Source organism: Allomuricauda sp. M10 (assembly GCF_020782875.1).
In the GTDB taxonomy this organism is placed as follows: Bacteria; Bacteroidota; Bacteroidia; order Flavobacteriales; family Flavobacteriaceae; genus Flagellimonas.
Genome location: NZ_JAJGBN010000005.1, coordinates 269,496 through 284,413 on the forward strand (window position 1 = coordinate 269,496; position 14,918 = coordinate 284,413).

11 protein-coding genes are annotated in these 14,918 nt (G+C 41.8%); 10 read left to right on the plus strand and 1 reads right to left on the minus strand.

The genetic code is table 11. The features are described from left to right. Positions 1-47: 47 nt before the first annotated feature. From LKX84_RS14285 to LKX84_RS14315, 7 genes are all read left to right on the plus strand, one after another. Positions 48-593, plus strand: coding sequence for a heme NO-binding domain-containing protein (locus tag LKX84_RS14285; protein WP_228237822.1), 546 nt, complete (start codon positions 48-50; stop codon positions 591-593). Further along, positions 583-3,000, plus strand: coding sequence for a PAS domain S-box protein (locus LKX84_RS14290; protein WP_228237823.1), 2,418 nt, complete (start codon positions 583-585; stop codon positions 2,998-3,000). The genes LKX84_RS14285 and LKX84_RS14290 overlap by 11 nt, the downstream gene beginning before the upstream one ends. Further along, entirely contained in the window at positions 2,957-4,087 is a 1,131-nt protein-coding gene (locus LKX84_RS14295) for an FIST signal transduction protein (protein WP_228237824.1), read from the plus strand. Before LKX84_RS14290 ends, LKX84_RS14295 begins: the two co-directional genes overlap by 44 nt. Then, positions 4,087-5,151 (plus strand): sensor histidine kinase, encoded by a 1,065-nt coding sequence (locus tag LKX84_RS14300; RefSeq protein WP_228237825.1) that lies wholly within the window; start codon positions 4,087-4,089, stop codon positions 5,149-5,151. The genes LKX84_RS14295 and LKX84_RS14300 overlap by 1 nt, the downstream gene beginning before the upstream one ends. Beyond that, positions 5,148-5,468 carry an Hpt domain-containing protein gene (locus LKX84_RS14305; RefSeq protein WP_228237826.1) on the plus strand — a complete coding sequence of 107 codons (321 nt, stop codon included), beginning with the start codon at positions 5,148-5,150 and terminating at the stop codon, positions 5,466-5,468. Before LKX84_RS14300 ends, LKX84_RS14305 begins: the two co-directional genes overlap by 4 nt. A 2-nt stretch (positions 5,469-5,470) precedes the next feature. Beyond that, complete coding sequence (locus tag LKX84_RS14310) at positions 5,471-6,181, plus strand: LytR/AlgR family response regulator transcription factor (RefSeq protein ID WP_228237827.1); 711 nt, start codon at positions 5,471-5,473, stop codon at positions 6,179-6,181. A gap of 392 nt (positions 6,182-6,573) precedes the next feature. After that, the gene (locus tag LKX84_RS14315) at positions 6,574-9,075 is read left to right on the plus strand and encodes a DUF4114 domain-containing protein (RefSeq protein ID WP_228237828.1); all 2,502 of its coding nucleotides are present in this window, start codon (positions 6,574-6,576) and stop codon (positions 9,073-9,075) included. 607 nt (positions 9,076-9,682) lie between these two features. Here the strand turns inward: LKX84_RS14315 and LKX84_RS14320 are convergent. Further along, complete coding sequence (locus tag LKX84_RS14320) at positions 9,683-11,746, minus strand: tetratricopeptide repeat protein (protein WP_228237829.1); 2,064 nt, start codon at positions 11,744-11,746, stop codon at positions 9,683-9,685. 185 nt (positions 11,747-11,931) lie between these two features. Between LKX84_RS14320 and LKX84_RS14325 the strand changes: the two genes are divergently transcribed. The 3 genes from LKX84_RS14325 (at position 11,932) to LKX84_RS14335 (ending at position 14,891) form a co-directional block, all read left to right on the plus strand. Then, positions 11,932-12,195: an STAS domain-containing protein gene (locus LKX84_RS14325; RefSeq protein ID WP_228237830.1), complete on the plus strand. Its 264-nt coding sequence runs from the start codon at positions 11,932-11,934 to the stop codon at positions 12,193-12,195. A gap of 25 nt (positions 12,196-12,220) precedes the next feature. Then, entirely contained in the window at positions 12,221-13,450 is a 1,230-nt protein-coding gene (locus LKX84_RS14330) for an oligosaccharide flippase family protein (protein WP_228237831.1), read from the plus strand. Between the two features lie 205 nt (positions 13,451-13,655). After that, on the plus strand, positions 13,656-14,891 hold the full coding sequence (locus LKX84_RS14335; protein WP_228237832.1) for a glycosyltransferase: 1,236 nt from the start codon (positions 13,656-13,658) through the stop codon (positions 14,889-14,891). Positions 14,892-14,918: the final 27 nt, after the last annotated feature.

Consider the following 14,918-nt stretch of genomic DNA (forward strand, 5'->3'; position numbering starts at 1 on the left):
CCGGGTAGGTAAACATTTTCCTACCTTCGATCTATAAAAGCCAGATTATGAAGGGGATAGTTTTTGCCGAATTCTTGAGCATGGTGGAAAGCCAATATGGCCTGGAAACCGTTGACAACATTATTGAAACTTCTAAGTTACCGTCTGAAGGGGTATATACCTCGGTAGGCACCTATGACTTTGGTGAAATGGTGACCCTATTGCAGCATTTGAGCCAGCGCGTTGGGGTGCCGGTGGACGATTTGTTGTACGCTTTCGGTCATTACCTTTTTCAAAGTCTGGTAAAAACACACCCAGAGGTGGTGCAAAGTTATAATGCTCCCATTGGCCTTTTGTACTCCATCGAAGACCACATCCATGTCCATGTAAAAAAATTATATCCAGACGCCGAACTACCTTCCTTTAAAATATTGGAAAAGACGGATACCTCCCTCTCCATGGTCTATGCTTCCTCAAGAGGACTGTATCGGTTGGCACATGGTCTCATCGTAAAATGTTTTGAGCACTTTGGCACTTCTGCCGATGTGAGCATCGAATTGTTGAATAAGAAGGGTACAGAGGTAAAATTTGATATTGTTCAACATGGAGCATAAGGAGATCCAAATATTGAAACGTGCTTTGGAAAGGGAGCGCAAGGCACGCAAACAAGCAGAAAGCATACTGGAATCCAAATCCAAGGAACTTTATGATACTTCGGAGCATTTAAAGCGTGCCAATGCCAAGTTGGAAGGTCTGTTGGAAGAAAGATCGGACGATATGGATGCCGCTTTTTTTAATATCATCGACCCCTATGTGGTCATGGATCTAGAGTTCAATGTACTAAGGGCCAATCGTTCCGCCAAAGAGTTCTTGGCTTTGGACCATAGCAAGGGAAATGTAAACCTTTCCAATTTTGTGCATCCTGATTTTGCACAATATACCGCGGAATCCATGCAAGCGCTGCTAGATGTGGGGTCCCTAAAGAACTATAGGGCCAAGATTGTACTTAGTGATGGTGCTGAAAAATATGTGCAGATCAATGCCAGCTTGATCTATGATAGAAAAGGTAGCCCCATGGCCGCTCAAGGGGTCATTCGGGACATTACCCAGGAAAAGGAAATTGAAGAACTGTTGTCCAAGCACAGAAAACAATTGGACATCATCGTGGAAAATTCGCCTTTGGGCATTGTGCTGAAGGCACAGGGGCAGATCGTTAAGAGCAATGTGGCCATTCAGGAGATGTTGGGATATTCACATGAAGAGCTTAAAAAGATCAGTACCGAGGATATTACCTTGGAAGAAGAGCTGGCGGAAACAAAAAGATTGATGGGAGAGATGGAGACCGGTAGGTTGGACCATTATACCATCAACAAAACCTATGTAAGAAAAGATGGTTCCCAGTTCATGGCTAAAGCGGCAGTAACCTCGGTGCGAGACACCAATAGTCCAATACATTATGAGGTTTTTATTGTTGAAGATGTAACCAAATCCATGAAAGCGGAAGCCCAATTGAAGGAATCTGAAAACCGATTGGCCACCTTGGTGAAAAATTTGGAAATGGCCGTGTTGTTGGAGGACGAGGATCGAAAAATGGCCCTGACCAACAAAAAATTCTGCGAAATGTTCGGCATTCAGGCACCACCAGAGGCATTGATAGGGATAGATTGTGCCAATGCGGCAGAAGATACCAAGACTTATTTTAAGGAACCGGAACAGTTTGTGACCGGGATAGAAAAGATCCTGAAAGAACGCAAAATGGTGCTTTCAGATGAGCTTGAAATGGTGGATGGAAGAATATTGGAACGCGACTATATTCCCATCATGATCGATGGTACCTATAAAGGGCATTTATGGTCTTACCGCGATATTACCTTGCGAAAAACCTACAAAAGGAACCTACAGATCGAAAAGGAAAAGTACAGTGGAATTATTGCGAACATGAACCTTGGACTGATCGAGATCGATAACGAAGATCGCATTCAGCTCGTGAATGAAAGTTTTTGCCAAATGAGCGGGTTCGGTAGAAAGGAGCTCATCGGGAAAAATTCCAAGAACATTCTTTCCATGACCAACAAGGCTGTAATTGACGAGGATAGTTTAAAGAAGATCAAGCAGCATGGAGATTCATTGGAAGTGGAAGTGCTCACCAAACAAGGAGAGACCCGTTATTGGTTGGTAAGTGCGGCCCCACGTTTTGATCAGGCCCAAAGAAAAATTGGTTTGATCGGTATCAATCTGGACATTACGGAGCATAAAAAACTGCAATTGGAAAAGGAAAACCTTATGGCCAAATTGGAAGCCAGTAACCAAAGCCTCAAGGAGTACGCCTATGTGGTATCGCACGACCTAAAATCCCCACTGCGCAGTATAGAGGCCTTGGCCAGTTGGTTAAAGAATGACTATTCAGGTACACTGGATCGGGCAGGAAAGGAATATCTGGATATGATCCAGGACAAGATCGAATCCATGGAAAATCTGATCAGTGGCATTTTGGCCTACTCCACGGCGAACACATCCGAGTTGAACAATACGGAGGTGGACCTGCATGAAGTGGTTTTGGAGATTGTAGAAAGTATATATATCCCTGAGCATGTAAAAGTAATCACTTCACAAAAGTTGCCCATTGTGGTTGCCGATAGGACCAAAATGAGACAATTGTTCCAAAATATCATCTCCAATGCCGTGGTACATATAGAAAAGCCGAAGGGTAAAGTTGAACTGAGATTTGAAGAAAAAACGGATTTTTGGGAGTTCTGCATCAAGGATAATGGTATTGGTATCCCCAAAAAATACCACGAAAAGATTTTTGAGATTTTCCAATCCGCAGGCGGAAGCAAGAAGTCCACAGGAATTGGGTTGTCCATAGTGAAAAAGATTGTCGATCGTTATCACGGTGAAGTGTGGATCGAGAGTGAGGAAGGAATAGGTACCGAATTTTACTTCACCTTAGAAAAGAATACTATTAAAAAGTCAGAAAATGAAGATACTACAGGCCAAAAAAACAGGAAAATCGGGATTTGATTTTGAGTCTCCGATTGTAGCCTTGAAAGCGCCTTTGGTTTTGGTATTCGGAAACCGATACATGTTACAGGACAAAGGATTGTTTGAAGAAGTAAGATCGCTTTTTCCGGATGGACATTTGGTTTTTGGGACCACCTCCGGAGAAATTATGGGACAAAAAGTGTATGCCAATACGGTTGTATTAACCGCCATTGAGTTTGAACACGGACATTTTTTGGTCAAGAACGAAAATATTTCCAGCTATGACAACGATGATATTAAGCTTGGGGAAAACCTTGCCGGCCAATTTCCACAAGAAGGTCTTAAACATGTTTTTGTGGTTTCCGAAGGAAGCAATGTAAACGGCAGCGATTTAATAAACGGATTACAAAAAAACCATTTGGGAAAGTTTGGTCTTTCGGGAGGGCTTTGTGGTGATGACGACCGTTTTGAACTTACCCTGTCCTCTTATAATGAACCGCCTAGGGAAGGTGAGGTGGTCGCCATTGGGTTTTATGGTGAATCATTGGAGATCAGTTGTGCCAACTATGGTGGCTGGACCCCATTTGGTCCGGAAAGGCTGATTACCAAATCATACAAGAACGTTCTTTGTGAGCTTGATGGCAAACCCGCCTTGGACCTTTACAAAAGATATTTGGGGAACAAGTCGGAAGAATTGCCAAAATCGGCCCTGTTATACCCGCTAAGTGTAAGGGGTAAAACAGGTGAACCCATTGTGCGAACCATTTTGAACATTGATGAAGAAAAAAACGCCATGATCCTGGCAGGTGATGTGCCAGAGGGCTCCAAGGTACAATTGATGATGGCCACGGTGGACGATATTGCCAACGGTGCCCGATCTGCGGCCAAGTTGGCCGTAGAGGGGCGTAGGGAAAAAACCCAGTTGGCGCTATTGGTAAGTTGTGTGGGCAGAAAATTGGTGATGGACCAACGTACCGAAGAGGAAATCGAGGAAGTATCCACAATGATCGGCGGCGATGCCGTCATCACAGGATTTTATTCCTATGGTGAAATGGCACCCTTTGCAGGGAAAGATGCCTGCAAACTACATAACCAAACCATGACCTTAACCTTATTGAGCGAATAATGCATCCACTTTTAAAAAGACAGCTCAATAAATACCTACCGGAAAACTGGCAGGAAAATCCATCCATGACAGGTTTTTTAGAGGCTGTGAACAAGTCATATGGCAATTATGACGAAAAGCTGGAAATGCTCCAACGGGCCACCACCATTAGTTCGGAGGAATTATATGAAGCCAATCGCGACCTGGAGAAGGAAACCAAACGCCAAGCCCAGATTTTAGAATCTTTGGAGAATGCACTAGAGGTACTTCAATCCAATTTTGAGGAAAAGGATCTTCCAAAAATATCGGACAAGGATTTCAATGCTGAAAAAATGGCGATCCATATTGGGGATTTGGCCACTGAGGTTTCTCAAATGACCTATGAAAAGGATCGACTCTTAAGGCATCTTGAGACCCAAAATGAATCCTTGAACAATTATGCACACATTGTATCGCATGATCTTAAATCGCCCATAAGGAACATAGGTGCGCTGATCAGTTGGATCAAGGAGGACGAGGGGAAGAACCTTTCAGGAAAAAGCCAGGAGCATTTCAATCTGATCCTCCAAAACCTGGAAAAAATGGACAAACTGATCAATGGGATCTTGCAACATGCTACCCTCGGCAATGCCAATGGAACATTGGAGTGTTTTGATCTTGCAGGAATGCTATTGGATATACAACGGACCATTTATGTGCCCCAAAATATCACTTTTGAATATTCCGAAGGACTGCCCACAATATGCTTTGATAGGTATAAGATCGAACAGCTTTTCATGAATTTGATGACCAACGCCGTTAAGGCCACGGAAAACAATGAGAAGGGAAAGGTCAAGATAAGTGGTTTGGACAAGGAGGACTATTGGTATTTTACTGTTTCCGACAATGGAAAGGGAATTCCGGAAAAACACCGGACGGAAATTTTTGAAATGTTCAACAAGTTGGAGAACGATGGTACGGCTACGGGAATCGGGCTTGCCTTGGTAAAAAAAATAGTGGGACTTTATGAAGGCAACATTTGGTTGGAAAGTAGGGAAGGGGAAGGGACCACTTTTCATTTTACCTTAAAAAAACAGCGAACATGAAGGAAACACCAAATTTAAAATACTTGGATGATTTGGCAGAGGGCGACGAGGTCTTTCGTCAAAAATTTATTGCTATATTAAAGGTCGAATTTCCGATGGAACGGGAAGAGTACCAACAATCCATTTCTGGTAAACTATATCGCGAGGCATCGGAACATGTGCACAAGATCAAGCACAAACTAAATGTGCTAGGACTTCATAACGCCTATACCTTGGCGGTTCAATACGAAAATCAACTTAGAAAAGGAGACAATCTCTTAGAAAAGGAATTCTTGTCCGTTATGGACAAAGTGGAAGCATACCTAAAAACCATTTGACCATGAATTGTATCATAGTAGATGATGAGACCGCTGCAAGGGCAATCGTGGCACACTTGTGCACCAAGGTTCCCGATCTAGATGTCATTGAAGAATTTGACAATGCTATTGCGGCCATTAAGTTTTTGAACCAGCATGATGTAGATGTCATTTTTTTGGACATCCATATGCCCGGATTCTCAGGGATCGATTTTATCCAGACATTGAAACACCCGCCCAAAATTGTTATGACCACCACTGATACGGAATTTGCCATAGCTTCCTATGAATACGAATCCATTGTGGATTATTTGGTAAAGCCCATCACTTGGGAAAGGTTTGAAAAAAGCATCCAAAAAATAAGGAACAGTCACTCCGTTCAGCCACAATCCAGTGATACCATGGATTCCGAAAATAGATTGGGTGAAGACCTGTATATCAATATAGACCGAAGACTTATCAAGATAAAATACGATGATATCCTCCTTATTGAGGCCAAAGGGGATTACATCAATATCAAAACAGAGACCAAGGATTATTTGGTGCATACCACTTTGAAAAAGATCCATGAAAAACTGCCCCAGGACAAGTTTTTACAGATTCATAGGTCCTTTGTGATCAACTTCAATAAGATTATAGATATTGAGGACAATAGTGTGCTAATTGAAAAAAGTGTGGTACCTATAAGCCGATCTAACCGTCCGGAATTAATGCGAAGGTTGAACCTGTTGTAAGGGATAAACTAAGCTATCCTTAAATCCGTCTACACTTTTTTTTGATTCATCGTTCGGACAGGCGTTCATTGTATTGTGATATATAGTTTTGTGATAGTATTAACTATAAAACTTTCACCATGAGAAATTCAAGCTACTTAAACTGGTCTCTAAAAGCTTTGAAATCTGCACAATTGGGTATTTTATATGTGGTTGTCGTAGTTACGGTATATCATTTTGATTTGATGTAAATAATCATTCTAATTTAAATATAGAAACACCTTTTGGGGTGTTTTTTTATGCCCGTCCTTTTCTTATATCCATCCGTCTATAGAAAATTTTGATTCACCGAAGCTGCTCCATTTTTAGAAAAGGAAATCATCAATTTTGAGCCATATTCTAAACCTACTAAAATGAAACAACTATTACTATTATTGGCAACGATGCTTACTTTTTCATGGGCAAGTGCCCAACAGTATAATTATAAGTTTTTGGGCGACTATACTTCCGATGGAACTCCACTCTACCTGGATGGCAAGGACGATGTATCACAGGAAACCTTGGATATGATCAACAGTGCATTGCCTGAAGGATATCCGGTGCCTGATTTTAACCCGCAGTACATTACCTCTGGATACGATACGGATATTGCTTTAGTGGAAGATGCGGAAGTCTGGGTCACTTTTGTCGCCGAAGGGGCAGGCTACAAAAACGTATTGGGTTACTATACCTACCAAATGGACCAACCATTGACCGGAACGCCACAAGAAGAGGACATTACGATTATATTTCCCAATGTATCCGCTTTAAATAGCGGTGGTAGTTTGGAGACAGGACATCGCGTCAAAATCGGTGATTTTAAAGCAGGAACGGGTATTGGATGGGTTTTGTTGGCCGATGGATGGAAGGGATACGTGACCTCGGGACTTTGGCAATTGTTCTCCGCACCAGAATTTAACCCAGAGGCAGAAGCATCATTAAGGTATCACAATGTGTTGTTGAGCGACCCGGACAACGAGCGAATTATTTTAGGATTCGAGGACATTCGCAGGGATTACGCCAGTTGTGATAACGATTTTAATGATGCACTTTTCTACATAACGGCAAGTCCTTACACAGCTGTAAAAACAACCAATTATAACAAAATTACCGATCATGCTCCAGTTACATCTGGGAACGATGGTGGATTGGAAAGTAACGGTGACCTTGCCAGCTTGATCGCCAAACGCAACTTTGACAGGAATAGGACAAATTCCTTTAAGAATAAGCGTGCCTTACAACACAAGTACGATAAAAAGAGCTATAAATCCCTAATGGCCAAATCGGGTAATTTGGATGCCTATTTTCCCGCAACGGGGATGTTCGGCACCGAAACTTCATATGTGTCAAGCCCGGAGGATTTGCTCAACATTACCAATGCCGAGGAGGTTTTTGGAATAGATTATTATCAAGATGGTGATAGGGTCTCCGCTGCTTTGGCCTTGAACACTAAAGGCAGGGTGTACAACCACACCAAGACCATTTGCGATCGACTTAATAATTCCAAATTGAAAGATTTACGGACCATTCAATTGCATGGTCATAGATTAGTGTATTCCGAACTGGAACGCGCCAATGGAAATGTGGAGTACGCTGTTGTATTTTCTGTTCGCGAAGAAGGTTACCAGCGTAGCTTGTACAGTCGGTGGAATTTGGATGAGTATCCCGCAGGTGATTACATGAACTTTCAAGTTTGGGGAAACAGCATGGGGCAGGTGAGTACCGTGGTCAAGCAAATTTTGACAAATCTTGAGCAAGAGGCTCCATTGCAAAGTAATAATGCGGATAATGTGCTGCCAACCGTTTTTATACAAAGCGGATACTATCAAAATGGAAAATTGCATTTGAACATCATTAACAAGAGCAACGCTAACTGGTTATTGTTGGATGGCAATTATAAAACGACCGAACAGCAAACGCTTCAAAATTTAAATAAATACATCGATTTAAGCGGGGAATGGGAGCAGCAGATTATAGTGGATTCAGGTCATCTGTTCGATATGGGATTGTCCATTATCGCGGAAAATTCATATCAGCATGATGCCATATACCTTGCCGATGGCCCCTGGGGAGTTGATTTAAACGCTCAAGTAGATAGTTTGGAGGTTTTTGAAGTAACTCCCCACGAAGCTTGGGAAGTAGATGGTCATGTAGTGGAACGCGGTATTGTGGCCAAAGGGGAAGTTAAGGAGACTGTAAATATCTTCAGAAACGTATTGCCTGGAGACCTTCAATTGGCTATGGGGGATTACGAGTATCTACAGCTCAATCTTACCAACGATATTCCTGTGGAAATAAGTTTGGTGACCAACTCTACGAGCGATTGGTCCGACCGTTTACGCTATACCGTGGAACCCAATACTGAAATGAAGACAATTGGCTTGGCATTTTCAGAATTTAAGAATCACGAGGGTAAATACATTGGTTTTGAACAACTGCGTAGCATAGTTATTTCTGTCCAGGGCGATTATGAGAACTATCGACCCTTTGAATTGAAAATTGACCAAGTGGCCTTGACCAAATCTGCCATGGTCCAACCATCTCAAGAGGAGATTGGCGTTGTGGAAAATGAATTGGACCTAGATGAAGAGGCAATGACCACTTTTGATGAAGTGGAGACGGTTTTGACCCTCAAAAGTTACCCGAACCCTTTTGTAAACTACACCGATATCTCCATCCCGGAAAAAACGGATGAGGTATACGTGCGTGTGGTCAACTTAAGTGGTCAAGTGGTTTATGCGGATATCCAAGCTCCAGAAGGTAACGAGAACAGCATTCGTTTGGAGCTGGGCCATCTGCCCAAGGGCATGTACCTCTACCGAATTGGTGATGTGTCCCATAATAAGATATATAGTGGAAAAATAATACGGCAGTAAATGTGGTTTGATTAGGTTGTTGTTTTTTTGATGGAGACTCCCCTTTTTAGGGGAGTTTTTTGTTTAACTTGTTTTGGTTCAATATCATTTAAATTTTTAAAAATAATTAAGAACCAATGATCAAAATATTCAATACCAAACAGGAAGTTGAGATATTGATTGATGGTACCCCTGGATTGGATTCAATTTAAGCCTAGGTGCCATTTGCCCTTAATGTAAAGATAGAATTGAAATGATTTTATTTTTTAACCCATGCACAAAACTGCCGCGAATACAGGAAGTTCTTGGATAGGTATAGTAATGATGATTTCAATTGGATTATTGCATGTGACGAAAAGGCAATTCGTTTGAATATGGCAAAGTAGAATGAGGGATCTGGAGAAGACCGGATTAAACAGGTTACGTCAGATATGTTTTTCGGGAAGTGTCTTGGTTTTAAGATTCAATAAGGGGTTACCAGTTGATATGAAAGAGCTTCAACTCAAATTGGAAAGTGCTGTTTCAATTGAAGATTACGAAAGTGATTGTATTGTAATGGATTAGATAAAAATAAAAAAGCCTGATCAGTACTGATCAGGCTTTTACCACTAAGAATATTCAAGTTGTTTTATCTAGCCGCTACCTTATCGTAGAAAAACGGCTGCTTTTTGAACAACCACTTCAATTGAATGCCCATTTCGGTAAACTGGAAACCAACAGCTGTAGCCGAAGCAATATTGCTGTACTTGCCATAAAAACCACCGCTCAACCGTTTGGAGAATTGGTGCTTTACATTCATTTCCACTCGAAATATTGAGGTCATGTCGTTATCCCCTACTTGCTGCAAACCCGTTGCCGCATTGATGCGATAGGTGGAGTTTGAAGCAAACCTACCACCCAGTTCTGCGAATAACTCCCCCGCCTGGTATTTCTCCGGACTAAAGTAAATGATGGGTACCTGTTCGGCAAAACTCAAATATTGATAATTCAGCCCAAATTTTAATGTGGGCTTGCGCAATGCCGTATAGTACAGGGAGGTAAACAAAAGGTCACGTTGGTTACCATCGCTCTGTTGGGTATGCATAAGCTGGGTGTACCAGCCCAAACCGATATTGGAACCCAAATTATAGTTGAGGCCATAATGTTGCATCACAATTTCACGCTCTATCAAATCGGTATTAAAGTTTTGTACCTCTCGCTGATAGCCCAATTCTAAATGTTGCAAACGATAAGGTTCGGTAACCAGCTTGGCATTCAAAATGGGTTGGGTATATCCGTTTCCGTCAAACTGGGCATTGTTTATCCCAGCCACGCCAACTAGTTTTAGTTTGGGCATCAAGGCATAAGTAAGTCCAAGGGTGGCCGTATGTGTATTTGCTTTCGCTATGGTTGCTGCATTTTCTGTTAAACGATATTGGTAATTTACCAAAGATTGAAACTTGGTGGATAGCGGTAAGTTTACAGTTGTGTTGGAAGCATAGGCCAAGTTGTTCCCATTATCAAAACTGTACGATGCCGTTTCTTGAACGTAAGGACTGTATTGCCCATTGATTTTTTCAATGAGGCCTTGGGCATCTTTTTGGTTTTCAAAAATTTCCAAGGTCTTGTACATTGCTTCGTAGGCCTCATCTATTCTGCCAAGGGCAAAAAGAGCATTGGCCTTCCCAAGATTTCCATCAAAGGAAGTGCTTTCCGAAGCTAAAATGGCATCATAATGACCTAAACTTTTTTTAATGTTTCCCGTGTACATCCCCAAAGTGGATTTTAGAGCCAATATCCAATTCCGCTCTCCAAATTGACCGGATAGACTATCGATATACTTTTTTGCAGTAACAAATTTTCGGTTCCAGATAAGGGCCTGTGCGTATCGCTCAAATGTCTTTTCCTTTAGTTCGTGATCTTCAATTGATTTGACTTTATCTATAGCTGTTGATGAAACTTTGAGTGCTTCTCTGTCCTTTTCACCGATATGCTCAGCCAACGCAATCCCATTCAATGCTACAATGGAATCCTTCACGTTAACGGCCAATCTGCGATAGGTAGCTTTAGCACTGTCCACCTCCTTGGTGATCAAATACACATTGGCCAAGTTGAGCAAGGTTTCCCTATCGTTGTTGAAATCATTGAAAATGGATTTCAATTTGATTTTGGCTCCATCATAATCTTGAGCCTGTACCAAGGTATTGGCCAAACCAAGATTCATATATTTTTTGGAAACCAGGGCACTTGGATTTCCAGGTTCAAGCAATAAGGCTTTCTTAATCCAAGTCAAGGCCTCCTCATATTTTTGAAGGTTACTCAATGTATTGGCGTATCCTAATATCGCACCGAACTTGTTCGGGTAATCCTCAACAAGACCAGCATACAATCTTTCAGCTGCCTTATATTGTTTTCCCCATAAAAAGGACTCATAGTAATTGATGCGGACCTCATAATCATCTGGGTGCTGCTGCATCAAACCATTAAATAAGGTATTCGCTTTGTTCGGGTTCCCGTTAAGACCCACCGCACGACCGTAACAGATTTGTGCAGTTTTGTTGTTTGGATGGTCTTTAAGGAAATCATCAAAGAAATTTTCTGCTTTTGAAAAGTCTCCTTTTTCCAAAAGTTGGAATCCGGCATCCATGGATGACTGGGCAAAAACTCCGTGAATGGCAATCCCTAAAATGATGATATTGATTAAGCGTTTCATAGGTTAAGTTTTTAAGTTTTTTTGATGTTGTAAAGTTAAATCGACCTCCTCCGCAACCGAAGGGCGAAGTGTTCCATTCATCTACAGTAACCCGCCATCCACCTACACCGGTCATTTTAAGACGTCAAACCATTGGATATTTGCTGCAACAAGTCAAAAAATCTTAACCTATAAAACTAAAAATCATGGCTTTACAAATTACAGAATGCGGAGGAGTATTCTCGGTTCATGGCAACTTGAACAGCAGCAACGTCATTATTCTAGAGCGGCACATGAGTCGGTTCATCAACACCAAAAATCAGGTGGTCTTAAATTTGGGACGCGTTGCACAGCTTGATGAAACGGCTGCTCATATGTTGCAACAGATGCATAAAAGAGCAATGAAAATCAAAGCTCATTTTACCATTATTGGACAGGAGAATGCCAATATACTTTCGGGAATGAGTTAAACAAAAACCTCAAATATTCTGAGCCATGGCTGTGTTTAGTATCGTAAAAAAGCGGGTTTCCCCTCAGCAGCTATTTATGTTGAGTGCCCTATTGGTCAATGGGGGGAATTACATCTATAATTTGCTATTGGGCCGTATTTTGGGTCCAGAGGCCTTTGCGGATGCAGCTTTATTGGTAACCTTATTGTTGGTACTTTCTTTTTTGGGGATGACCTTTCAATTGGTAACGGCCAAGTTTGTGGCTGCTCTTCCCTCGAAGCAATGGGACTCTTTTAGAAACCGTATCGGGGTTTTTGCCCTTGTGATGGGTTGTATATTGGGAGGTGTGGTGTTTTTTGCCGCACCTTTCCTTCAAAATATGTTACAAACGGAAAATGCTTTGATGTTCCGCATTTTTGGAATCGGAGTGCCATTTTACTTTGTAATGAGTGTCAATAGAGGTCAATACCAAGGAGAGGAGTCCTTTGCCAAACTTTCCATTTCCTATCAATCTGAAATGTGGGGAAGATTGCTCATCACGCTTTTGGCCTTTTTCATTGTTCGTGATCATTTTGGGGTATTGGTGTCCTTTGGAATTCTTGGTTCCTTGGCCTTAGGCTTGGTTCCTTTTAAAAAGCTACGGTTGCATGTTGATAGAACTAAGAGCACGGATTTGGAATGGAACAAGGTACGCGCCTTTATGTTGATTACGGCCTGCTACGAGCTTACCCAGATAATCATCAACAATAGTGATATTATTTTGGTAAAACACTTTTTTCAAGCACAAGAAGCCGGACTTTATGCATCCTTGGCCCTGATAGGACGGGTGGTCTATTTTGTGGCCTGGATGTTTGTGATGTTGTTGTTGCCCACCGTGGTCCGACTCAAAAAAGAGGGGGAACCTACTGGGCATATCCTATTTAAATATGTAGGGTACATCGGATTATTGTCCTCGGTAATTGTGGTAGTATGTGCCCTATTCCCCGAATTGATCATTACCTTACTTTTTGGGGATGCCTACTTATCCATGGCCTCTTTGCTTTGGCAATATGCCCTGGCGACTTCGCTGTTTGCGGTCGCAAATATCTTTACATATTACTTTTTGTCTTTGGATCAATACAGGCCCATTTGGTTTTCAGCAATCTTGGGCGTGTCACAAATAGTTTTGATTGCGTTTTTTCACAGTAGCCTAGCTCAAGTAGTGCAGCTGCAAATTTTGGTTATGTTGGTTTTGCTTGCCGCTCAAATAGGCTATTTTTTGTCTAACAGGAGATAGCGTTCCCCTATACTAGAGGGCAAGCGTTGGGCTGGAGGGCACATGTTGTTCTCAGGCCCTTTTTTATAGGTTTTTGCTTAATCGTTCCATCATTTCCATTCGTCTACACTTTAGGTCCAACCATCTTGTAACGGGCTTTTTTATAATGGGTTATGCGGACATTTGTATCACTAAAATCTAATAACGGAATTAAAAACTTAACCTTATGAAACTAGCAATTGTAACGGCATACCCGCCAAGTAAAGTCACCTTAACCGAGTACGGCTACCATTTGGTAAAACATTTTAGGCTCCAAGATGAAGTGAGCGAAATTGTACTGCTTACCGATGTAACCAAAGCACCAAAGGATGTATCCTTCGAAGAAGAAGGCTGTCCTATTACCGTAAAGGAATGTTGGAGCTTTAACGATATTAAAAACCTGTACAAAGTAGCCAAGGCCATCAAAAAAGAAAAACCGGATGCGGTATTGTTCAATCTTCAGTTTCTGAAATTTGGCGATAAAAAGATTCCCGCCGCTCTTGGATTATTGTTGCCTTTCGTTTGTAAAATGATGCGTATCCCTACCATCTCCTTATTGCATAATATTTTGGAGCAGGTAGATTTGGAAAATGCCGGGATTACCCAGAATGGATTCCTTCAAAAAATATACAACTTTATCGGAACCACATTAACACATTTTGTATTGGCTTCTGATGTGTTGGCAGTAACCATTAGCAAGTACAAGACCATTTTGGAGGACAAATACAAGGCTAATAATGTTGCTTTGGTTCCACACGGTTCTTTTGAAACACCACCTGCACCCAAATATGATTTACCAGAAGGACCGATGCAAGTAATGGCCTTTGGAAAGTTTGGGACCTATAAAAAGATTGAGCCAATGATCGAGGCAGTGGAAATGTTGCGTTATAAGTCCGGTTTGGACATTGAAATTGTAATTGCAGGAACCGATAGTCCGAATACACCAGGATATTTGGAGGGTATGAAAGAAATTTACAGTCACGTTGAAAACCTTCGTTTTACAGGATATGTAGCAGAGGAGGATGTACCTAAAATATTCGGGGACAGTGCCGTAGTGGTTTTCCCGTACACCTCGACAACAGGAAGCTCAGGGGTGTTGCACCAAGCAGGAAGCTATGGTAAGGCAGTGGTATTGCCCGATTTGGGAGACCTTGGCATCTTGGTTAGGGAAGAAGGCTATCGCGGGGAATTTTTTGAGCCAGAAAATGTGGAGTCATTGGCAACTGCCCTGGAAAGCATATTGACCAACGAGAACTATAGAATCCATTTAGGTAAAGAAAACTACAAAGCGGCCTGTTCTCTGCCCATGTCCAAGATCACCGAAATGTACCTAGACCATTTTAATGCGATACAATCAAAAAAGGGATTGAAACAACCCAAGGCCCATAAACTGCAACGTATTGAAAAAACCAGTATCGCATAGGTTTTAGGTTAAGTGTGAAAGGGGGGC